Here is a 23,178-nt window from a genome sequence, read left to right as displayed (position 1 = left end):
GTGTTCACATCGAGGGAAAACGAGGGTGACAGCCATGACCAACAACGCGCCCCGGCGTGCCGTGCTCGCCGCCGCGCTCGCCGCGGCGGCAGCCACCGCGACCGCGACGACCGCTTCCGCCCCCGCGTCCGCCGCGGACCGGGCCGCGGCCCCGAACGCCGCGCCGGGCGCCGCCGGTTCCGCCGCCGCCGCGGACGATGCGCCGGTGGACTACCACGCCTGGACGTCGTACCCCGACTGGCTGTTCGGCGAGCACCGCGGCACGGTCCCGGTGCCCGGGCAGCGCCCCGGGCTGCGGATCGCCCGCGCCACCGGCACGCTGGACTACACCGACCCGCACACCGGCATCACCGCCACCTGGGAGTCGGCCTCCTGGACGTCGCCGGAGCACACCCTGCCGCAGCCGGCCACCGAACTGGTGTCGTCCTGGAACGCGCACGCCCCGGCCGGCACCTGGCTCCAGGTGGAACTGCTCGGCACCTACACCGACGGCACCGCCACCCCGGCGTACGTGATGGGCCGCTGGACCGCCGGCGACGGTACGCAGGACATCCGGCGCACCTCGGTGGACGGCCAGAGCGACGGCGTCAGCAGCATCTGGACCGACACCTTCGCCATCGACGACGCCACCGCCGGCCGGCTGCTGGCCTCGTACCGGCTGCGGCTGACCCTCTTCCGGCAGCCGGGCAGCACGCTCACGCCCACCGTGTGGCGGCTGGGCGCGATGGCCTCGCACATCCCGGACCGGTTCACTGTGCCCACCTCGGCGCCGAGCCTGGCCGCGGCGGTCGAACTGCCGGTGCCGCGCTACTCGCAGGACATCCACAAGGGCCAGTACCCGCAGTACGACAACGGCGGCGAGGCGTGGTGCAGCCCCACCTCCTCCACCATGGTCATCGAGTACTGGGGCCGCGGCCCGTCCGCCGCCGACATGGCCTGGGTGGACCCGTCCTACGCCGACCCGCAGGTCGACCAGGGCGCCCGGTACACGTACGACTACCAGTACGAGGGCTGCGGCAACTGGCCCTTCAACGCCGCCTACGCGGCGACCTACCCGGACCTGCAGGGCGTGATCACCCGGCTGCACTCGCTCAACGACGTCGAGCGGCTGATCAAGGCCGGCATCCCGGTGATAACGTCCCAGTCCTTCCTCGCCTCGGAACTCGACGGCGCCGGCTACAGCACCTCCGGGCACCTGATGTGCCTGATCGGCTTCACCGCGGCGGGTGATGTGGTGGCCAACGACCCCGCGAGCCCGACCGACGACGCGGTCCACCACGTCTATTCCCGGGCCCAGTTCGAGACGATCTGGCTGCGCACGAAGCGGATCAACGCCTCCGGCAAGGTCAGCAGCGGTACGGGTGGGGTGTGCTACCTGTACTTCCCGGCCAAGCCGAGCCCCGCTCAGCGGCGCGCCCTCGCCTCGGTCGGCGTGACCGCCTGACCCCTTCGGGGGGCGGTTCGCCGGGGTACCCAAGGGGCGCGGGGCTGTAGTCAATATGCGGCCGGCGCTGCGTGGGCGCGAGCAACCCTCCCCCAGAGCCTTCGGCCTGGGGGTACACCCAGCCGGTTGGTGGTTCTCGCGCAGTTCCCCGCGCCCCTGAGTGCTCCCGGCGAACCGCACGCCGTCGGCGGTACCTCCAAGCACAGCGGTTGACGCAGACGCGGAACGCCCTGCCTGACGGCCCGCCCGGAACCGGTCTGGCGCGGCGTCACATCTGCGGTTCGGCGGGCGGCGGCCGGCGCGACATGCCGAATTCAAAGGGCAGACACCCCAAGGATTGTTGTAGTGGCCATTTATCTGTCACTTGACAGGTGTCGAATGGGCGGCGCACATGCACCATTCAGTGCGCAAATGTAAGGAACTGCACCAATGACAACACGCGGAATGAGAGTCGCGGGGGCCGGCGCACGCCGGACCACCGTGGCCACCGCACTGGCGCTGGCGGTCATCGGCACCATCGGCGGCGGCGGCGCCTGGGCAGCCGCCGCAGGCCAGTCGTCCCCGGGAGATGCCTCGGCCGCCGGGGCCACCAGCCAGACCGGCAACGCCGACTGGCTGCCGCAGACGCCCGCCGACTGGCCGCTGGTGGTGGACCGGACCACCACCACGAAGGAGATCGTCACCAGCGGTCTGCAGCACTACAGCGAGACCCTCGACACCGTCGGCGGCCGCCAGCACATCCAGGTGCTCAACGCCGACCTGGGCAACCCGAACCTGCGGGTCGGCATGGTCGAGGCCGGTGACACCCTCACCAACCCGGCAGACGAGACCACGTCGTCGATGGCCCAGCGCACGAACGCGGTGGCCGGTGTCAACGGCGGCTACTTCGCCATCAACGGCAGCGGCGTGCCCGACGGCGGCATCATGGCCGACGGCAAGCTGCTCAAGAGCCCCCAGCCGGGCTACGCCTCCCAGCTGGGGGTCAAGCCCGACGGCACCATGGTGATGGGCCCGGAGACCTTCTCCGGCACGATCACCGACGGCACCGCCACCCACCCGCTCACGTCGCTGAACACCGTGGGCGACGTGGCTTCCGGCGGCATCACCGAGATCACCCCCGACCTCGGCTCGACCTCGGCCGCGGCGTCCACCCTGGTACTCGGCCACACCGCCGACGGCGGCTTCGTCGTCGACAGCGTGCAGGCGAACGTCACGACCGTGCCGAAGCTGCCCGCGGGCCGGCTCGGCCTGCTCGGCGCCGGCGCCGGCGGCCAGTGGCTGACCGCCGACGTCCACACCGGCGACACGGTGGGCATCGCCTCCAAGCTGTCGCCCGACAACGACCTGACCCAGATGATCAGCGGTGTCGACATCCTGGTGAAGGACGGCAAGGCGTACAAGGACCCGACCGGCACCCCGCCGACCGGCGCCCACCCGGAGACCGCCGTCGGCATCACCAAGGACGGCAAGCACGCCATCGTCGTCACCATCGACGGCGAGCAGGGCGCCACCGTGGCCTTCGGCGTGACGCCCGACCAGGTCGCCGGCTACCTGCTCGCCCACGGCGCCTACACCGCCGAGCTGTTCGACGGCGGCGGCTCCACCACCATGGCCACCCGCGCGCCCGGCGCCGCTCAGGCCAAGGTCGTCAACACGCCCTCCGACCTGCCCGGCAACACCGAGCGCAAGGTCGCCAACGGCATCTTCTTCTACAGCGCCGCCAAGCAGGCCGGACCCGCCACCAAGGTCGTGGTGAACGGCGGCAAGACGGTCACGACCGTCTCCGGCGGCTCCATCCCGCTGCCGGTCTACGCCACCGACACATTCGCCAACCCGGCGGCGGGCCAGGTCAAGGTACGCATCGAGCCCTCGAACCTCGCCACGTACGCGAACGGCCGGCTCACGCCGAAGCGGACCGGTGTCGGCCGGATCATCGCCACCGACGGCCGGGTCACCACCTCGGAGAAGCTCGACGTCGTCAGCAAGCTGGCGAGCCTGAGCGTCTCCCCGGACCAGGCCGACCTCGACAACGGCGCCACCCAGCAGCTCACCCTGACCGGCACGGTCAAGGGCGGCGGCCCGGTGGAGATCCCCGCCGAGGCGGCCACGTGGACGGTCCCGGACGGCCTGGGCACCGTCGACGCGCACGGCCTGTTCGCCGCGAGCACCGACAAGGGCGGTCTGGCCGACGTCACCGCGAAGGTCGGGGGCGCCACGGCGACCACGTCGATCGCCGTCGGAAGGGTCTCCAAGACCATCGACCCGATGGACGACGCCAACGCCTGGCACCTGTCCAACAACACCACGGGCTACGCGGCCACGGTGTCCGACGACCCGGGCGTCGTCCCGCCGGGCTCGACCGACTCCGGCTCGCTGAAGCTCACCTACACGATGCCGGCCGGTTCCGGGGTCAAGCAGCTGGTCATCGCGCCCAGGACCACCATCAGGACCGACACCGACAACGGCCAGGTGCCGACCGGTATCGGCCTGTGGGTCAAGGACGGCGGCCCCGGCAGCCTGGAGCTCGCCGAGTCGTACATCAACATCGACGGCACGGTCAACACGCCGATCTACCTGACCGGCGTCACCTCCAACGGCTGGCGCCTGGCGGTCACCCAGCTGCCGGCGGGCATGAAGTTCCCGCTGACCGTCAACTGGATCGACTTCCTCGGCATCAACTCCAGCAGCTCCTACACCGGCACGCTCAACTTCGCGGGCCTGCAGGCGCTCTACTCGCCGCGACCGGTCACCACGCCCACGTACCAGGCCATCCCGCAGAACCCGGGCTGGCTGTCGTACGAGGAGGACTCGGCCGACTTCGCCCAGCACGGCAGCACCCTCCTTACCGGTGACGACGCGCACATGCTCGCCGGCGACCCGGGCTCGGTCAGCAGCAACGTGATGGACTCCATCGCCAAGCGGCTGCCCACCCTCACCCCGCAGGCCAAGCCGGACGCCGCCCAGTTCCTCGGTGACATGTCCGACGACGGAGCGCCGGCGGACCTGCAGTACGCCCGGTCCAAGATGGACGAACTCGGCATCCCCGAGCGCGACATCGTCGGCAACCACGAGATCACCCAGGGTTCGGACCCGGAGAACGGCAACTACTCCGACACCTTCGGTGCCACCCACTACTCCTACGCCGAGGGCGCCGCGAACGTCATCGTCACCGACAACTCGCACGGCAGCCTGCAGTCCTCCGACCCGTACCAGGACCCGACGGGCGAGCAGTATCCGTGGCTCGTCCAGCAGCTGACGCACACCACCGCCAAGGACGTCCTGGTCACCACCCACATGCCGGCGTACGACCCGCACCCGGCCGCGAACAGCCAGTTCACGGACCGCTGGGAGGCGCAGATGTACATGCGCCTGATCCAGCGCTTCCAGCAGACGCACCCGAAGCAGCACGTGGTCATGGTCTACGGCCACGCCCGCGGCTTCTCCGAGCAGATCCTCGACCCCGAGGGCCGGAGCGTGACCACTGCCCAGGGCGGCATCCCGCAGCTGACCTTCGCCGACCTCGGCATGCCGGCGTACGCCCCGGCCGACCAGGGCGGCTTCTACCACTACGGGCTGCTCCGCATCGGCGACGACGGCAACCTGCAGTTCTCCGTCGAGGCCGCTCTCGCCTCGATCACGGTCCAGGCCCCCGCGGCACCGCTCTCCGCCGGTGACAAGGTGACCATGACCGCGACCGGCGACCAGATCGCCGGCGACAACATCGCACCGCTCACGATCCCGATCCAGGACCCCGCGTCCCATGTCTGGACCTCGAGCAACCCCAAGGTCGCATCGGTGGACCGCTCCACCGGCGTCCTGACCGCCCACAGCTCCGGTACGGTCACCGTCTCGGTGACCGCCGGCGGCGTCACGGGCACCACCCGGATCACCGTCAAGTGACCTGAACCCGTGGAGGGGTGCCCGGATCCGTCCGGGCACCCCTCCTGCGCATGCGGCACCGGCGCCGGCGGTCAGCCCGTCGCCGGGTGGGGGTTGCCCAGGTAGGGGAATTCGGTCAGGACGTCGGTGTGGGGCGACAGTCCGGTGGGCGGGATGTCGCCCTTGGACAGGAACGCCAGGCGGTGGTTGATGACGTCGTCGGTGAAGTTCCGCCCGTTCGGATACCGGGCCGGCTTCGAGGGGTCGAACGTCAGCATGTCCGGCAGCAGGCCGTCGGCGTCGATGGCCGCGATCGCCTCCTCCCGCGAGTAGTCGCCGGTGTGGCCCATGAGATGGACGAACTGGTCGGTCCACCGCTCGCGGTCGTTCACCGGCTCGCCGGCGTTGTACTCCTCCTTCGTCTCGTCGGTGTTGAAGAAGCTGCTGACCGACGGGTGTCCGGCGCGGTCGACGTGCTCCAGCCGGCCGTCCCTGCGCACACTGCACCGGCCCCAGACGCGGATGTCGGGGGCGGCGCCGAGTTCGGCGGTCGGCAGTTCCATGACCGTCGAGAAGACGTTGGCCGACGCGTTGGAGTCCACGCCGGTCCACGGCGACCTGCCCCCGAGGTGCGGGGCGGTGAAGTTCCGGCCGCCGCTGGTGTCGAAGAGCTTCTGGATGCCGTCGAAGTCGAAGAAGAAGGCGTCGCTGCGGCTCCCGGCGAAGAAGGTGCTGGAGCCCGCGCGTACGGCTTTGGCCTGCGTGCCGAACGAGACCTCCGCGTCGGAGACGACCTTCTCGCCGACCGCCTCGGGTGAACGGGCCTCCTGACCCCTGGCGACGAAGACGCTGAAGGTCTGCCGGCCGTCCTGCGGCGGCGCGAAGACGTAGCTGACCGCGATGTCGGTGAGGCCGTCCCCGTCGTTGTCGATGTTCACCCGGTAGATCGCGTCGGGGTGCAAGGCGTCGGCGTTCGGGTTCGCGTTGAGGATGATCACTGTCCGTGCCGGATCGGCGGGAGCCTGGAACGCGTACAGATCGCAGAGGTCGAGTCTCTGGTCCCCGAGCGGCGGACCGAGGCTCAGACCGGTGAAGTGGTTCGACATCCCGCATGTCCTTTCGCTTGTCATCCCCGCTGGACACTGAACCACAAACAGGGGCAAAAAGGCACGAGGCGCGGCGTGATGACGGTCCGTGGGCTGCCTTGACGCGCGCGCCGCCGGCCGCTCCCGATACGGGCGGGCGGGCCCGCGGGGGCCCGCGGGCGTCGCGCTGAGCGAGGACACGACGCCCGCGGGTTCCGGTGGTTGCGTGGGATCTGTCGGCTCGGCGCCCTGGTCCCCGACATTGATCGTGCGCGACGCCGTGACCGGCGCGAGCAACCACCACCGTGGCGCGGGTCGTCACCGGCCGAAGGGGGCTGTTGCTGTCGTGTCCGGACCTCCCCCAGAGCCTTCGGCCTGGGGGTACCCCCGGCCGGCGGCCGGTTGCGCGCGCAGTTCCCCGCGCCCCTAAGCACTTCCGGCGAACCGCACGCCGTCGGCGGTGGCCCGGTCCCGGGGGGTACTCCCGGCGAACCGCCCGCCACCGGGCGGGTGCAGGGGTACTTCGGGCGAACCGGCCCGCCGCCGGGCGGGCCATGTGCCGGGTTCACCTAAAGGTCTGGACCAGCTCCTTGACGGGTCCGCGTCAGCAGCAGCATTCTGCTGCCACGTTCCCCCACAGGAGGTCCGCCGTGAAACGTCTCAAAGCCGTCGGCACCGGCCTGGCCGCCGCAGCCCTGGCCGTTGCCGGACTCGGCACCGCGACGGCGCTGGGCGCCGGGCAGGCCAGCGGCGCCACCGCGTCGGCCGCAGCCCTCAGCAGCCAGTGGTACGCCGCCGCCCCCTATTTGATGCCGCTCGACAACAACCCGCCGAGCGCCACCGACATCATGGACGCCACCGGACTCAAGGCGTTCCAGCTCGCCTTCATCCTCGCCCCCAACGGCGGTGGGTGCAGCCCGACCTGGGGCGGCACCAGCGCGGTGTCCTCGGACACGGCGGTGGGCAACATCATCTCCGCCATCCGTGCCAAGGGCGGAGACGTGTCGGTGTCGATCGGCGGTTACGGCGGCACCAAGCTCGGCCAGGCGTGCTCCGACGCGGCCTCGACCGCCGCCGCGTACCAGCAGGTCATCACCAAGTACCAGCTCAAGGCGATCGACTTCGACCTGGAGGAGCCGGAGTACGAGAACACCACCGCGGTCGCGCACGAAATCGGCGCCGCCAAGATCCTCCAGCAGAACAACCCCGGCATCTACGTCTCGGTGACCACCGCGGGCACCGCGGCCGGCACCGGCTGGTTCGGCCAGCAGATGCTCAACGAGGCCAAGTCGCAGGGCTTCACGCCCAACAACTTCTCCATCATGCCCTTCGACGGCGGCTTCAGCGGCGCGGCCTCGCAGACCAGCGCGCTCACCGCGTTCAACGGCATCCTGCAGTCCACCTTCGGCTGGAACGCGGCCACCGCGTACGCCCACGAGGGCTTCTCCGGGATGAACGGCCGCAGCGACTCGGGCGAGTACTTCTACCAGTCCGACTTCCAGACGGTGCTGGACTACGCGACCAGCCACGGCATGGGCCGGTTCACCTTCTGGTCGCTGAACCGGGACCGCCAGTGCACGCCGCCGGACAACAACGGCACGACCTCCGGCGTGTGCAGCAGCGTGCCGCAGGCCGCCTGGGACTTCGCGAAGTACTCGGTGAAGTTCGCCGGGGCCACCCCGCCCGTCACCACCCCGCCGACCACGCCGCCGCCCACCCAGCCTGGCGGCAACTGCGCGGGCCTGCCGACCTGGACCTCCTCCGCGGTCTACGTCGGTGGCAACGAGGTCCAGTACAACGGCGAGAAGTGGAAGGCCAAGTGGTGGACCACCAATGAGGTCCCCGGAACCACCGGCGAGTGGGGCGTCTGGCAGGACGAGGGAGCCTGCTGACCCACCCTGCTCGAGCTGTGAACCACCCTGCTTCGACCTGTGAACCACCCTGCTCGACCTGTAACGCCTGTGACACCTGAGAAACGGCGGGCCCGTGGCAGATTCACGCCACGGGCCCGCTTTTCACTGCGTCTGCGCACCTTCGCACGTGCGCGTTTTCGCACGTGCACATGCCGGTGGTTGTTGTCCGAAAACGGACTTTCGATCTCCGGTTCGGTGTTTCACTCCGAACACGTGATCAGTAGCCTCGACTTGAGCGAACCTGTTACGTACACCCACCCAACCGCCGCCCCTGACACGTCCGTTGACCCACGGCGTCGAGCACCACGACCTGGAGACACCGACCGTGACCGACCGACCCTCCTGGGCCCCGCCGGGGATCGACCCGACCGTGCCCAGCGTTTCCCGGATCTACGACTACTTCCTCGGCGGATCGCACAACTTCGAGGCGGACCGGGAAGCGGCACGGGTGGCGATCCAGGCGTTCCCGGGCATCCCCAAGATCGGGCAGGCCAACCGGGCGGTGATGCGCCGCGCGGTGCGGTTCGCGGTGGACCGCGGGATCACCCAGTTCCTCGACATCGGCTCGGGCATCCCCACCTTCGGCAACGTCCACGAGGTCGCCCAGGCGGCCAGCCCCGGCGCCAAGGTGGTCTACGTCGACAACGACCCGGTCGCGGTCGCGCACAGCCGGGCGGTGCTGGAGGGCAACGACGAGGCCACCGTCGTCATGGCCGACCTGCGCGACCCGCGGTCCATCCTGGAGGCCCCAGAGACGCGGGCGATGCTCGACCTGCGCCGGCCGATGGCCCTGATGCTGGTCGCGGTGGTGCACTTCCTGTCCGACGAGGAGCGCCCGGCCGAGATCATCGCCACCCTGCGCGACGCGCTCGCGCCCGGCAGCGTCATGGTCGTCACCCACGCCACCATGGACGGCCCGACCCCGCAGGGCCAGCGCGGCGCCCAGCAGGTCTACCAGCGCACCACGACCCCGCTGATCATGCGCACCCGCGAGCAGCTGGAACCTTTCTTCGACGGGTTCGAGCTGGTCGAGCCCGGGGTGGTGCCGCTGCCGTACTGGCGCCCGGACACCCCGCCCGCCGATGACGACGACCCGGCCGTCCTGCACGGACTGGCCGGTGTGGGACTGAAGCGGTGACCCCCGGGCCGGCCACGGCCGGGGACGGGGCGGGAAAGGCGCCGGCGGGGGCGCCGGAGGACAGTCTGCGGCGGTTCGCCGCCATCTGGAGCCGGGCGATCTACCCGCTCACCGCGACGTCGATGACCCGTACCGAGTTCGAGGACCACCTGGTGCCGCTGGCCCGTCTCCTCGACCGGGCGCTGCAGGCCAGTCCGTTCGACCCGCGCGCCGCCGTGCCCGTGGGCACCGCCCTGGTCGCCGCCCACTGCACCGACCCCGAGGCGCTGCCGAGCATCCTCGGCGTCATCGACGCCTATCTCGTGCTGTACTGCGCCCCCGACCTGACCGTGGACGAGGCCCGGGCCCGCTGCGCCCGGCTCCAGCACGCCGTCGCCGTCGGCTTCGCGCAGGCGATGCGTGAGCGCACCCTGCAGGAGCAGGAGGCCATCCTCCACGCCGCCATCAGCGCCCGGGCCGACGCCGAGGCCGCGCTGGCCGGCAGCGAGGCCCGGTTCCGCGCGGTCTTCGAGAGCGCCGCCATCGGCATCGGCATCGCCGACATGGACGGCCGGGTGCTGGAGATCAACGACGCCGTGACCCGCATGTTCGGCAGCGAGGCGCACGTCATGCGGCGCAACGTCGGCGAATGGGTGCACCCCGACAACGGCCCGGAGGTCCGCGGCCTCAACGGCGAGATGCTGCGCGGCGAGCGCGAGGGCTACCACGTCGAGAAGGCGTACCCGCGGGCCGACGGCTCGGTGCTGTGGGCCAACCTGAAGGTGTCGCTGCTGCGCGACGCCGAGGGCCGGCCGCAGTACCAGCTCGCCCTGCTGGAGGACATCACCGAGCGGCGCGGGCTGCTGCGCCGGCTGCGTCACCAGGCCACTCACGACGCGCTCACCGGGCTGCCCAACCGCACGCACTTCTTCGAGAGCCTGGACCGGGCGCTGTCCGCCGGGCCCGGCGGCCGGCTCGGGGTCTGCTACCTCGACCTGGACGGCTTCAAGGCGGTCAACGACAGCCTCGGGCACGCGGTCGGCGACCGGCTGCTGGTGGCCGTCGCCGAGCGGCTGCGCAGCTGCCTGACCTCCCCGGACCAGCTCGTGGCCCGGATCGGCGGCGACGAGTTCGTCGCCCTCTACACCGACCCGCCGGACGCCGCCGAGGTCGTCGCGCTCGCCCAGCGGATCCTGGACGCGCTGTCCACCCCGGTCTCGCTGGACGGCCGCGAGCTGCCCGTGCACGGCAGCATCGGCATCGTGCACGGCCCCACCCGCGGCCGCGCCGCCGCCGACGTGCTGCGCAGCGCCGACATCACCATGTACCGGGCCAAGGAGCTGGGCGGCAACCGGTACGAGGTGGCCGACCCGGAGGCCGACGCCCGCGCCATCACCCGGCACGGGCTGACCAACCGGCTGCCGCTGGCCCTGGAGCGCGGCGAGTTCTTCATCGAGTACCAGCCGCTGATCGCGCTGGAGGACGGCAGCATCCGCGGCGCGGAGGCGCTGGTGCGCTGGTGCCACCCGGTGCACGGCGTCCTCGGCCCCGACCGGTTCATCCCGCTGGCCGAGAGCACCGGGCAGATCGTGCCGCTGGGCCGCTGGGTGCTCCAGGCGGCCGCCCGGCAGGCCCGCTCCTGGCAGTCCCCGGACGGCGGCTGCGCCCCGCACGTCAACGTCAACCTCTCGCCGATGCAGCTGCACCACCCCGATCTGGTCGCCGAGGTGGCCCGGGCGCTGGACGAGTCCGGCCTGCCGCCCGCCTCGCTGTGCCTGGAGGTCACCGAGAGCGCGCTGATCGGCGCCGACGAGGACGCCCTCAAGCCGCTGCGCCGGATCGCCGACCTGGGCGTGGAGATCGCCCTGGACGACTTCGGCACCGGCTACTCCAACCTCTCCTCGCTGCGCTGGCTGCCGGTCAGCGTCCTCAAGCTCGACCGCGCCTTCACCCGCGGCCTGCGGCACAGCCCGCCCGACCCGGTCGACTCCAAGATCGTGGAGGGCATCGTCTCGCTCGCCCACGGCCTCGGCCTGACCGTCACCGTCGAGGGCGTGGAGACCCGGGCGCAGGCCGAGCAGCTGCGCGCGCTCGGTTGCGACACCGGCCAGGGCTGGTACTACGGCCGCCCCGGGCCGCCCGAGGCGCTGCACAAGCTGGCCATGGCCGACGCCTGAACCACCCCCGGAGCCGGGCGCGTCGGCCCTGGCCGACCAGCGGCCACCGGGAGTGACGCGACGGCGCCGATCGGGCATACTCCAAGGCCCGGACCCGTTGATCACAGCACGCCGAGACCCGGCGCAGGACGATGGAATCCGGGCAGTGCCCCATGGACGGCCCCGCCTCACCCGGCGGACGCCGCCGCCACCCCCGACAGGGAGGAGTGCGCAGCCATGTCAACGCAAGCCCCGCCCGGCCCGCAGCCGGTGGTTCGTCAGTTGCCCACCCAGGAGGCCCGGGACCTGCTGGAGCTGACCCGGGACCTGGCCCGGCGGGAGATCGCGCCCGCCGCCGCGGCCGAGGAGGACGCCGGCCGCTTCCCACGGGAGATCTTCACCCTGATCGGCCGGGCCGGCCTGCTGGGACTGCCCTACGACGAGGAGTACGGCGGCGGCGGTCAGCCGTACGAGGTCTACCTCCAGGTGCTGGAGGAGCTCGCCGCGGCCCGGCTCACCGTGGGCCTGGGCGTCAGCGTGCACACCCTGGCCAGCCACGCGCTCGCCGAGTTCGGCAGCAAGCAGCAGCGCGCCGACCACCTGCCGCACATGCTCGGCGGCGAGCAGCTGGGCGCCTACTGCCTGTCCGAGCCCACCGCCGGATCCGACGCGGCCGCGTTGCGCACCCGCGCCGTGCGCGAAGACGAGAACTGGGTGCTCACCGGCACCAAGGCCTGGATCACGCACGGCGGCGTCGCCGACTTCTACACCGTGCTGGCCCGCAGCGGCGGCGAGGGACCGCGCGGCATCACCGCGTACCTCGTACCCGGCGACGCGCCGGGCCTGAGCGCCGCGCCGCCCGAGCGCAAGATGGGCCTGAAGGCGTCACCGACCGCCCAGGTCCACCTCGACGGCGTCACCGTGTCCGACGCCCGCCGGATCGGCGACGAGGGGCAGGGCCTGACCATAGCGCTGGCCGCACTGGACTGCGGCCGGATGGGCATCGCGGCCTGCGCCACCGGGGTCGCCCAGGCGGCACTGGACGCGGCGATCGCCTACATGGGGGAGCGGCGGCAGTTCCACCGCCGGCTCTCCGACTTCCAGGGACTGCGGTTCATGCTGGCCGACATGGCCACCCGGATCGAGGCCGGCCGGGCGCTGTACCTGGCCGCGGCCCGGCTGAAGGACACCGGGCAGCCCTACTCGGCGCAGGCCGCGATGGCCAAGCTGTTCTGCACGGACACCGCGATGCAGGTGACCACCGACGCGGTGCAGCTCCTCGGCGGGTACGGCTACACCGCGGACTTCCCGGTGGAACGCTACATGCGCGAGGCGAAGGTGCTGCAGATCGTCGAGGGCACCAACCAGATCCAGCGGATGGTCATCGCCCGGCACCTCGCCGGCCCCGAAGAACGGGACTGAACAGCGGGACCGCATCCGGGTCCGGCGGGACCCGGCCGGACGGGCTCTAGGCCGCCAGCTTGCGGGCGGGGGCGGGCAGCGGGCGCGAGCCCGGCCCGCCCACGTGCGAGAACGGCTGGGTGCGCCAGTCCAGCCCGGCCGGGAGGGCGAGCAGCACGCCGAACTCCTGCTCCGCGCCCGGCTCGGCGCCGTCCAGCGGCGGGGCCTCGGTCACCGCACGGCCGGAGCCGGCGCAGACCGTCAGGCCGAAGGGGTTCCAGGGCGTGGGGCACAGGGCGTGCTCCGGAAGGTGCTCCTCGCCCTCCAGGACGGCGATCGGCTGCCGGCAGTCCGGGCAGGTCAGCCGCACCACGTCGGTGAATTCCTCGTCGAGGAGTTCGTCCGGGTCGTCGGTCTCCTCGGCCTCGTCCAGCAGCGGGGCGAACGCGTCGCGTTCGTCACCCTCCTCGAAAGCGGGCTGAGTCCGCTCGCTGCGGCTGTTGCGCACATGTTGACGCATGATGCGACTCCCCCTCGGGTGGATTGCCCTTCATCGGGCCGGCCCGGCGTCACGCTCGCGGCCATAGCGAGCACTTCCCGCCGTGCTACGCGTGTAATCGCGCCACCTGAAGCGCTACCGGCGCGTTCGGTGTGGCCTTCGTCACACCGCGTGCGGTGCGCGGCATGTGCGCCCCCGATATGCGCCCGCGCACCCCCCGCGCCCCCCATGAAAGGGCTTGCCACCACGGCGGATACAGTTCCAGAGTGCGCGGCCAGGGCGGCACGCGACAAGGGCGGAGGCACCCACGATGCGTACCAACTGGGCGGGCAACCTCACTTTCTCCGCCGAGCGGGTGGACCGCCCGGCGACCCTGGACGAGCTGCGTGCCGCGGTCGCCGGCGCGACCCGGGCCAAGGTCCTCGGCAGCGGCCACTCCTTCAACGACATCGCGGACACCGACGGCGTCCTGCTGGACCTGACCGCACTGCCCGCCGACATCGAGGTCGACACCGCGGCCGGGACCGTACGCGTCGCCGCCGGAGTGCGGTACGCCGAACTCGCCGCGGCCCTGCACGCCAAGGGCCTGGCACTGCCCAACACCGCCTCCCTGCCGCACATCTCGGTGGCCGGCTCGGTCGCCACCGGCACCCACGGTTCGGGCAACGCCAACGGCGCCCTGGGTACCTCGGTACGTGCCCTCGACCTGGTCGCTTCCGACGGCGAGGTGCGCACCTTCACCCGCGGCGAGCCCGGCTTCGACGGCGCGGTGGTCTCGCTCGGCGCGCTCGGCGCCGTCACCCACCTCGTCCTGGACACCGTCCCCACGTACGACATCGCCCAGCACGTCTTCACCGGCCTCGCCCTCGACGACGCCCTCGCCCACCTCGACGAGATCACCGCGGCCGCCTACAGCGTCAGCCTGTTCACCGACTGGCGCGCCCCCCGCTTCACCCAGGCCTGGTTCAAGCAGCTCGCCGGCCGGCCCGCCCCCGAACTGCCCTGGGCCGAACCCGCCCGCACCCCCCAGCACCCCGTGCCCGGCATGGACCCCGTGCACTGCACCGTCCAGGGCGGCGTACCCGGCCCCTGGCACGAGCGGCTGCCGCACTTCCGGCCCGGCTTCATGCCCAGCAGCGGCGACGAACTCCAGGCCGAATACCTGCTGCCGCGCGCCCACGCGGTGCCCGCGCTGGAAGCGCTTGCCGCCCTCCACGAGACCGTCGCGCCCGTGCTGCGGATCTGCGAGGTGCGCACCGTCGCCGCGGACGACCTGTGGCTGAGTCCCGCCCACGGCCGCGACACCGTCGCCCTGCACTTCACCTGGATCAAGGACCCGGCGGCGGTCCTGCCGGTGCTCACCCGGATCGAGCAGGCCCTCGCCCCCTACGAGGCGCGCCCGCACTGGGGCAAGCTCTACACCACCGCCCCCGAGCAGGTCCGCGCAGCCTACCCGCGGATGCCCGACTTCCTGCGCCTGGTCGCCGACACCGACCCCAGCGGCACCTTCCGCAACGCCCACCTGAGCGCCCTGCTCGACTTCTAGCCGGGACCGGCCGGCTCGAGTCGTCGTCCAGTCATAACAGACATGACAGAAACGCCCCCGCTGCCGGTAAGGTCATCGGCTGTGGAGGAGCTGGACCGGCAGATCGTGGAACTGCTCGTCGCCGACGGGCGGATGAGCTACACCGACCTGGGCAAGGCCACGGGCCTGTCCACCTCGGCGGTGCACCAGCGGGTGCGCAGGCTGGAGCAGCGCGGCGTGATCCGCGGCTACGCGGCCGTGATCGACCCCGAGGCGGTCGGCCTGTCGCTGACCGCCTTCATCTCGGTCAAGCCGTTCGACCCCAGCGCCCCCGACGACATCGCCGACCGCCTCGCCGAGGTCCCCGAGATCGAGGCGTGCCACAGCGTGGCCGGCGACGAGAACTACATCCTCAAGGTCCGGGTCGCCACCCCCATCGAGCTGGAACACCTGCTCGGCCGCATCCGCAGCCTGGCCGGGGTGTCCACCCGCACCACCGTCGTGCTGTCCACGGCGTACGAGTCCAGGGCGCCGCGGCTGTGACCGCCCTCTGACCGTGCCGCCGGCCATCTGACGCCCGCCCGCGGCCGTACGTCCGACCGCGGGCGTACGTGTCCTGCGCGCGCAGGCGCACGTACGCCCCCGCGCGCCCCCACCACCGGCCGAGCGGGAGACTGGTCACCATGCACCGCATCTCCGGGCCCCGCCCCCTCGACACCCTGGACGAATCCGCCGCCGGACCCGCCGGGGGTCCCGCCACCGACGGCACCGTGCTGCTGCGCGGCGGCTTCGTCTACAGCCCCGCCGACCCGTTCGCCACCGCCATGGTGGTGGACGGCACCACCGTCGCCTGGGTCGGCTCGGAGGGCGCCGCGGACTCCTTCGCCGAGGGCGTGGACACCGTCGTGGACCTCGACGGCGCCCTGGTCACCCCCGCCTTCACCGACGCCCACGTGCACACCACCGCCACCGGCCTGGCGCTCACCGGCCTGGACCTGACCGGCGCCGGCTCGCTCGCCGAGGTGCTGGCCCGCGTCGCCGCCCACGTCGCCGCCCGGCCCGGCGACCGGGTGCTGCTCGGCCACGGCTGGGACGAGACACGCTGGCCCGAGCACCGCCCGCCGACCCGCGCGGAGCTGGACCGGGCCGCCGGCGGCCGACCCCTCTACCTGACCCGTACCGACGTGCACTCCGCCGCCGTCACCACCGCCCTGCTCGACCTCGTGCCCGGCGTCACCGGCCTGCCCGGCTACGACCCGCAGGCCCCGCTCACCACGGACGCCCACCACGCGGTACGCGAGGCCGCGCACGGCTCGATCACCGCGCAGCAGCGCGCCGAGGCCCAGCGCGCCGCCCTCGCGCACGCCGCCTCCCGCGGCATCGCCCTCCTGCACGAATGCGCCGGCCCCGACATCTCCTCCGAGCAGGACCTGACCGCGCTGCTGGCGCTGGCCGCCGAGGAGGCCGGCCCGCGCGTGCTGGCGTACTGGGCGCAGGCCGTCGAGACCGCCGCCGACCTGGACCGGCTGCGGGACCTCGGGGCGATCGGGGCCGGCGGCGACCTGTTCGTCGACGGCTCCTTCGGCTCGCACACCGCCCGCCTGCACGCCCCCTACGCCGACGCCCCGCACACCGGCCTCGCCCACCTCGACGCCGCCACCGTCGCCCGCCACCTGATCGTGTGCACGCAGGCCGGCGTCCAGGCCGGCTTCCACGCCATCGGCGACGCCGCGATCTCGACGGTCGTCGAGGGCGTACGCGCCGCCGCCGAGCAGACCGGGACCGACCGGGTCCGGTCCCTGCGGCACCGGGTCGAGCACGCCGAGATGATGACCGCCGAAACCATCGCCGCCTTCGCCGAGCACGGCCTCGTCGCCTCCGTGCAGCCCGCCTTCGACGCGGCCTGGGGCGGCGCGGAGGGCATGTACGCGCGGCGGCTGGGCGCCGACCGGGCCCGTACCCTCAACCCCTTCGCCGCCATGACCCGCGCCGGAGTGCCGCTGGCCCTGGGCTCGGACAGCCCGGTCACCCCGCTCGACCCGTGGGGCGCGGTCCGGGCCGCCGCCTTCCACCGCACGCCCGAGCACCGCATCTCCGCCCGGGCCGCCTTCAACGCCCACACCCGCGGCGGCCGCCGGGCCGTCGGCCGCGACGACGCCGGGGTGCTGGTGCCCGGCGCGCCCGCCGACTACGCGATCTGGCAGGTGGGCGACCTCGTGGTGCAGGCCCCCGACGAACGCGTCGCCAACTGGTCCACCGACCCCCGCTCCGGCACCCCCGGCCTGCCCGACCTCACCCCGGGCCACGACCTGCCGGTGGCACTGCGCACCGTCGTCGCCGGCCGTACGGTCTTCGCGCGGCCGAACGGGTGAGAGGGGGTTGCGGCATGCGGCTGAACCGTGTGCCCCCGGCTTGTCGCGGCGCCCGCGAGTGCCCCGCACTGACCTGCTGATTTGGTGAAACCCCGCAGGTCAAAGGGGTGTTGACAGTTGCTGGTCGAAGGCGAGTAGGTTCGGCCACGTCCACCACAGGACGTCGGACCGGGGGCTCTCCGCGCCCGCGTCGTCAGCGCTGGGCCATGGGGCGTCGCGCCGTACGAGCACGCCGCCACTGGCAGCCAGGTCCAGCTCCGCGACGCGCAACGCGGCTCGCCAGTGGGCCTCTCCGCCCGTGAGGGTACGGAGGGCGAGGGCCGCCCGATCGGCAGGTGTGACCCGGGAAGGGCCCGGACGCCCAGTAGACAACGGCCTTGGTGCCGACCCGAAGCCATCGGGTCCCAGGTCGGCCCGAAGGGCTCCGGGCCCGTTCCGTGGGCCACGTATGTGCTGCGGCTCGCCCGGATTACCCAGGGGCGCGGGGAACTGCGCGAGCAACCACCCACTGCCGGTGGTCCGGATGCGACAGCAACTGCCCCTTGGGCCGGTGGCGACCTGCGCCACGGTGGGGGTACCTCCCAGGCCGAAGGCTCTGGGGGAGGGCTTGTCGCGCAGTTCCCCGCGCCCCTTCGGGGCGCTCCCGGCGAACCGCCCTGTTGCGCCGCCGGGCTCCCCGGCACAAGCTGAGCGGGTGAGCCTCGCACAGGGCTTGCCCGTACTTTGCCGACCCGCGACCCATTCCACGGCCATCACAAGGTACGGTCGCCTTCACCACCTCTCCACCTGCAGGAAGGCCGCGACTGTGCGCCTGCACCCCGACACCGCCGAGCCCTCCCGGGCTGCCGGAGCCGTCGAGACCACGCCTGTCGAGCAGCCGCAGGCCGATGTCGAGGCGCCGCAGGCGCAGGCGGAAATCCTCGCGGAAGGCGTACCCGCACCCGTCCAGGAGGCACCCGAAAAGCGGCTGAGCCGCCGCAAACGGTTCGCGGCGACCGCGCGCAAGGCCGCGCCCAGCAGTGCGGTGGCCGCGGCAGCCGGCTTGGCGCTGGCCGCGGCGTTCCCGCCGTACGGGGTGTGGCCGCTGTCCCTGGTCGCGGTGGCCGTGCTGTCGCTGGTGGTGCGCGGCCGGACCGTCAAGCAGGGCGCATGGCTGGGGTACGCCTTCGGGCTGCCCTTCTTCGTGTGGCTGCTGGACTGGCTGCGCACGGTGGGCTGGGACGCCGTGGTGGGCCTGTCGGTCATCGAGGCGGCGTTCCTGGCCGCGCTCGGCGCGCTGCTCGTGCTGGCCCAGCGGCTGCCGCTGTGGCCGGTGTGGGCCGCCTGCCTGTGGGTCACCGAGGAGCTGGCCCGCGACCGGCTGCCCTTCGGCGGCTTCCCCTGGGGCCGGCTGGCGTTCGCCAACACCGGCTCGCCGTACACCCCGCTGGCGGCCCTGGGCGGCGCGCCCCTGGTGACCTTCGGCGTGGCGCTCAGCGGCACCCTGCTGGCCGCCGCGCTGCTCGCCGCGTGGCGGCTGCGTACCCGGCCCCGCCCGCTGCGTACCGCCCTGGTCGGTGGCGGCGCCCTGGCGGTGTCGGCCGCCGTGCTGCTGTCCGGACTGCTGGTGCCGGTGCCGACCGGCGCCAAGGACCACGTACGGATAGCCGTCGTCCAGGGCAACGTCCAGCAGCCGGGCCTGCACTTCCTGGGCCGGCCGATGATGATCCTGAACAACCACGTCAACGCCACGCTCAAGCTCGCGGCCGACATCAAGGCGGGCCGCACGCCCAAGCCCGACATCGTGCTGTGGCCGGAGAACTCCTCCGACCTGGACCCGTTCTCCAATCCCGCGGCCTACGACAAGATCACCGAGGCCGTGCAGGCGGTGGGCGTGCCCATCCTGGTCGGCGCCCTGGTGGACGGCCCGGACAAGAACCACGTGCAGAACGAGGGCATCGTGTGGGACCCGGTCCGCGGCCCGGGCGCCCACTACACCAAGCAGCATCCGGTGCCCTTCGGCGAGTACGTCCCGTTCCGCAAGGAACTCACCAAGGTCATCAAGCAGCTCAACCAGATCCCGCGGGACTTCTACCCCGGAAAGACCAACGGCGTGATGCAGATCGGGCCCGCGCGGCTCGGCGACGTCATCTGCTTCGAGGTCGCCTACGACGGTATCGTGCGGGACACCGTCAACGCCGGGGCGCGGGCCATCGTCGTCCAGACGAACAACGCCACGTATGGCCTCACCGGCCAGCCCGAACAGCAGCTCGCGATGTCCAGGTTGCGCGCCATCGAGCACGGCCGGGCCGTCGTCACCGCCGCGACCAGCGGAATCAGCGCGATCGTGGCACCCAATGGCAAGATCGAACAGCGCAGCAAGGAATTCACCCAGACGGTGCTCAGCGCCGACCTGCCGCTGCGCGATCAGATCACCGTCGCCGATCGCGTCGGAGCGGTTCCGGAGTGGACTCTCGCTATGGTGGGGCTCCTGTCCTGTGCGGCCGCCATCGCTCTCGGCAGGCGCGACCTCGTACGCATGGCGAAAGGGCAACAGCAGCAGTGAACGACGGCGAGCAGCGGAGCTTCGGCCCGCTCGGCAAGGTCCTGGTCATCATTCCGACCTACAACGAGGCCGAGAACATCCAGCCGATCGTCAAGCGCGTCAGAGCCTCCGTGCCCGACGCCCACGTCCTGATCGCCGACGACAACAGCCCGGACGGCACGGGCAAGCTCGCCGACGAACTCGCCATCTCCGACGATCACATCCATGTGATGCACCGCAAGGGCAAGGAGGGCCTGGGCGCCGCCTACCTCGCGGGGTTCCGGTACGGCCTGGACGAGGGCTACGGGGTACTGGTCGAGATGGACGCCGACGGATCGCACCAGCCGGAGGAACTGCCCCGGCTGCTGACCGCGCTGAAGAGCGCCGACCTGGTGCTCGGCTCGCGCTGGATCCCCGGCGGCCGGGTGGTCAACTGGCCCACCTCGCGGCGGCTGCTCTCCCGCGGCGGCAGCACGTACTCCCGGCTCATGCTCAGCGTGCCGATCCGTGACGTCACCGGCGGCTACCGGGCCTTCCGGCGCGAGACGCTCGAGGGCATCGGCATGGAGGAGGTGGCCTCGGCCGGTTACTGCTTCCAGGTCGACCTGGCCTGGCGCGCGGTGAAGGCCGGCTTCCACGTGATCGAGGTGCCCATCACCTTCGTCGAGCGGGAGCTCGGCAACAGCAAGATGAGCCGCGCCATCGTGGGCGAGGCGCTGCTGCGGGTCACCGTCTGGGGTGTGGGTTCGCGCGCCGACCGGATTCTCGGCCGCGGCAAGTGAGGCCCGGCGGGCGGGCCGTCAGGCGAGGATGTTGACGGCCCGTGCCACCACCAGGACCACGGTGACCAGCGACACCGCGGACTGCGCCAGCATCAGCATCTTCGCCCACCGGGTGATCGGCATCACGTCGGTGGGGCTGAAGGCGGTGGAGTTGGTGAACGACAGGTAGAAGTAGTCCAGGAAGGCCGGCTCCCAGTGCGGGGGCGCGAGTTCCGGCGACTGCATCTGCACGAACAGGAAGTCGGGTACGTCGTGTTCGCCGGCGGCGCGGGCGACCGGGCCGCCGCGGTCGTACTCCCAGTACCACAGGGCGAAGGCGATCATGTTGGCCAGCCAGATCGCCCCGCCGGTGGTCAGCAGCGGCCCGGCATGCTTGCCCTCGGTGCCGCGGACCAGGCCGTGCACCAAGTTCCACAGCGCCACCACGTTGGTGGTGGTCAGCAGGGCGGTCAGGCCGACGGCCGTCCAGCGGTAGGGCCGGGAGCGGTGCTCGATGCGGTGCGGGTTGATCGCCACCAGGACGGCCAGCAGCACCAGCTCGACGGTCGGCAGCACCCACTGCGGCCGCAGCACCAGCCGGTCCGGCAGGGCCAGCTGAATGCCCACTGCGGCCAGTACGGCCACGGTGGCGGCCCAGCGCGGCTCGCCCCGGGTCGCCCGCCGCCAGGCCGGCACCAGCCGCCGCCCGGCCCGGTCGAACTCGCCGCGGGCCGGTGCGAGCAGCGCCTCGATCCGGGCCAGCCGCTCGGCCAGCACGTCCGGCCGCCCGGCGCCCTGGGGCTCGGACCCCTCCTCCGGCTCCGGCCCGCCGCCGCTGTCGCTCTGCGTCACGCCGGACATCCTCGCGTCCGGCCCGGCACACGTCCACCGGACCGGGCCGCGGGGTGCGCCGCCTCACATCGGCGGCGCGTCCAGGCGGATCAGGACCGGCTTCCTGCGGGCCGCGGCCACGACAGGTCGTCCCGGGTACGGTCCCCGGCTTTACCTGGTCTTTGGCACACTTGACGGTATGACGACGAGTTCACCGCCGCCCGTCCGTCCGCACCCTCAGGGGCAGCGGCCGAGGCGGTCGCGGGTCCGTACCGTCCTGCCCCTGGTGATAGCGGCCTGGGCGGTGCTGGAGATCTGGCTGATGACGGTGGTGGCGGACGCGACCAACGGGTTCGTGGTCCTGCTGGCCATCCTGGCCGGGTTCGTGCTGGGGGCGGCGGCGGTCAAACGGGCCGGACGCAGTGCCTGGCAGAACCTCGCGGCGTCCGTGCAGCAGCAGAACGCGCAGGGCGCGCCCGAAGGGGCCGGGGCCGGCCCCGGGACCAGGCTGGCCGGTGGCGGCCGGACCGGGCTCCAGATGCTCGGCGGCATCCTGCTGATCATCCCCGGGTTCCTGTCCGACGCGGTCGCCCTGCTGCTGCTCTTTCCGCCGACCCGCAAGCTCGTGGGTGCGGTGGCGGACCGCGCCGCCGCGCGTGCGCTGCGGAACCAGCCCGCGCCCGAGCCGGGCAGCCTCGGCGACCTCTTCCAGCAGGCCCGCCAAGCGGAAGACCAGGCCCGTATGCGCAGGCCCGACGGCAAGGTCATCCAGGGCGAGGTCGTCGACAAGGACCACCGTTCCTGACCCCCGCCTGACGGCGGCCGGCCGGCCGGGGGTACGTAGGGGCGCGGGGAACTGCGCGCTCAGCCACCACCGTGGCGCGGGTCGTCACCGGCCCGAAGGGGCAGTTGCTGTCGTGTCCGGGCCACCGGCCGGTTGCTCGCGCAGTTCCCCGCGCCCCTGCGGGGCGCTCCCGGCGAGCCCCCCCGCCGCCAGGCGGGCCCTCAGCCACTCCGGGCGAACCCGAAAAGCGAACCCGGACACACAACACCCGGCGCGGGAGCGTATCGCTCCGCGCCGGGCGGAAGGTCAAGGGCTCGCTCGCTCGGTGCGGCGAGCCCAGCGGCTCAAGCGTTATGCGGATTTACGGTTGTCCCGCGGATGCACCGCGATGTTCATGGCTCCGGAGCGGAGTACGGCCAGCCGCTCGGCCAGCACCTCCTCCAGCTCCTCCAGCGTGCGCCGCTCCATGAGCATGTCCCAGTGCGTGCGCGCCGGCTTGCTGGTCTTCTCCTCCGGACCCTCTCCGTCCACCAGCTGAGCGGTCTGGCCGCAGGCGCGGCACTCCCACTCCGGCGGAATCTCGGCCTCGACCGAGAACGGCATCTCGAAGCGATGGCCGTTCCGGCATGCGTACTCAACGGTCTGGCGCGGGGCCAGATCGATACCGCGGTCCGTCTCGTAGCTGGTGGCCCCGAGTCGCGTGCCGCGGAGAGCTCGCTCACTCATGAATCGTGCCTCCCGGGCTTGGTCGCCCACAGGACAGGTGTCGCTGTCGTCGTCATCCGGTCAACGTCCGGTCGGCGGTGAAGATTCCCGTTTCGGGACATGCGTCGCCCGTCGTGTCGCCCCTTTTTGTACCCACCACCGCCCGCTTTGTCACGTCCAGG

General features: G+C 72.3%; 16 protein-coding genes. 12 read left to right on the top strand and 4 right to left on the bottom strand.

The genetic code is table 11. From position 1 onward, the window contains the following. Positions 1-34 precede the first annotated feature (34 nt). Both ITX44_RS38500 and ITX44_RS38495 read left to right on the top strand, forming a co-directional pair. A complete protein-coding gene (locus tag ITX44_RS38500; protein ID WP_205364246.1) occupies positions 35-1,444 on the top strand; it encodes a C39 family peptidase in 1,410 nt (469 codons plus the stop codon). A 444-nt stretch (positions 1,445-1,888) separates the two neighbouring features. Then, positions 1,889-5,344, top strand: coding sequence for a phosphodiester glycosidase family protein (locus ITX44_RS38495; RefSeq protein ID WP_205364244.1), 3,456 nt, complete (start codon positions 1,889-1,891; stop codon positions 5,342-5,344). A gap of 71 nt (positions 5,345-5,415) precedes the next feature. On the opposite strand, the gene ITX44_RS38490 is transcribed toward ITX44_RS38495, so the two are convergent. After that, a complete protein-coding gene (locus ITX44_RS38490; protein WP_205364235.1) occupies positions 5,416-6,429 on the bottom strand; it encodes a DUF4331 family protein in 1,014 nt (337 codons plus the stop codon). A 629-nt stretch (positions 6,430-7,058) separates the two neighbouring features. On the opposite strand from ITX44_RS38490, the gene ITX44_RS38485 reads away from it, so the two are divergent. From ITX44_RS38485 to ITX44_RS38470, 4 genes are all read left to right on the top strand, one after another. Next, a complete protein-coding gene (locus ITX44_RS38485) occupies positions 7,059-8,300 on the top strand; it encodes a carbohydrate-binding protein (protein WP_205364233.1) in 1,242 nt (413 codons plus the stop codon). Positions 8,301-8,646: 346 nt separating this feature from the next. Beyond that, positions 8,647-9,459, top strand: coding sequence for an SAM-dependent methyltransferase (locus ITX44_RS38480; RefSeq protein WP_205364230.1), 813 nt, complete (start codon positions 8,647-8,649; stop codon positions 9,457-9,459). Continuing rightward, positions 9,456-11,615, top strand: a complete 2,160-nt coding sequence (locus ITX44_RS38475) for a putative bifunctional diguanylate cyclase/phosphodiesterase (RefSeq protein ID WP_307795683.1) — start codon at positions 9,456-9,458, stop codon at positions 11,613-11,615. The genes ITX44_RS38480 and ITX44_RS38475 overlap by 4 nt, the downstream gene beginning before the upstream one ends. 216 nt (positions 11,616-11,831) lie before the next feature. Next, positions 11,832-13,016 carry an acyl-CoA dehydrogenase family protein gene (locus tag ITX44_RS38470; RefSeq protein ID WP_205364228.1) on the top strand — a complete coding sequence of 395 codons (1,185 nt, stop codon included), beginning with the start codon at positions 11,832-11,834 and terminating at the stop codon, positions 13,014-13,016. Between the two features lie 46 nt (positions 13,017-13,062). Here the strand turns inward: ITX44_RS38470 and ITX44_RS38465 are convergent, their stop codons facing one another. After that, on the bottom strand, positions 13,063-13,515 hold the full coding sequence (locus ITX44_RS38465) for a hypothetical protein (RefSeq protein WP_236062419.1): 453 nt from the start codon (positions 13,513-13,515) through the stop codon (positions 13,063-13,065). A gap of 289 nt (positions 13,516-13,804) precedes the next feature. On the opposite strand from ITX44_RS38465, the gene ITX44_RS38460 reads away from it, so the two are divergent. The 5 genes from ITX44_RS38460 (at position 13,805) to ITX44_RS38440 (ending at position 20,697) form a co-directional block, all read left to right on the top strand. Next, on the top strand, positions 13,805-15,040 hold the full coding sequence (locus ITX44_RS38460) for an FAD-binding protein (protein ID WP_205364220.1): 1,236 nt from the start codon (positions 13,805-13,807) through the stop codon (positions 15,038-15,040). Between the two features lie 81 nt (positions 15,041-15,121). Beyond that, positions 15,122-15,562, top strand: coding sequence for an Lrp/AsnC family transcriptional regulator (locus tag ITX44_RS38455; protein ID WP_205364211.1), 441 nt, complete (start codon positions 15,122-15,124; stop codon positions 15,560-15,562). 281 nt (positions 15,563-15,843) lie between these two features. After that, entirely contained in the window at positions 15,844-17,391 is a 1,548-nt protein-coding gene (locus ITX44_RS38450; RefSeq protein WP_236062427.1) for an amidohydrolase, read from the top strand. A gap of 811 nt (positions 17,392-18,202) precedes the next feature. Continuing rightward, complete coding sequence (gene lnt / locus ITX44_RS38445) at positions 18,203-19,936, top strand: apolipoprotein N-acyltransferase (protein ID WP_372441096.1); 1,734 nt, start codon at positions 18,203-18,205, stop codon at positions 19,934-19,936. Further along, positions 19,933-20,697 (top strand): polyprenol monophosphomannose synthase, encoded by a 765-nt coding sequence (locus ITX44_RS38440; RefSeq protein WP_205364198.1) that lies wholly within the window; start codon positions 19,933-19,935, stop codon positions 20,695-20,697. The genes lnt and ITX44_RS38440 overlap by 4 nt, the downstream gene beginning before the upstream one ends. Before the next feature lie 18 nt (positions 20,698-20,715). Here the strand turns inward: ITX44_RS38440 and ITX44_RS38435 are convergent, their stop codons facing one another. Beyond that, positions 20,716-21,528 carry a hypothetical protein gene (locus ITX44_RS38435; protein WP_307795682.1) on the bottom strand — a complete coding sequence of 271 codons (813 nt, stop codon included), beginning with the start codon at positions 21,526-21,528 and terminating at the stop codon, positions 20,716-20,718. Between the two features lie 178 nt (positions 21,529-21,706). Here ITX44_RS38435 and fxsA point away from each other — a divergent pair, with 178 nt between their 5' ends. After that, on the top strand, positions 21,707-22,312 hold the full coding sequence (gene fxsA / locus ITX44_RS38430; protein WP_205364194.1) for an FxsA family membrane protein: 606 nt from the start codon (positions 21,707-21,709) through the stop codon (positions 22,310-22,312). Between the two features lie 330 nt (positions 22,313-22,642). On the opposite strand, the gene ITX44_RS38425 is transcribed toward fxsA, so the two are convergent. Then, a complete protein-coding gene (locus tag ITX44_RS38425; protein ID WP_205364192.1) occupies positions 22,643-23,017 on the bottom strand; it encodes an RNA polymerase-binding protein RbpA in 375 nt (124 codons plus the stop codon). Positions 23,018-23,178: the final 161 nt, after the last annotated feature.

This window comes from Actinacidiphila acididurans (assembly GCF_016918855.1).
GTDB lineage: Bacteria > Actinomycetota > Actinomycetes > Streptomycetales > Streptomycetaceae > Actinacidiphila > Actinacidiphila acididurans.
This window is presented reverse-complemented; position numbering and strand designations above follow the sequence as displayed.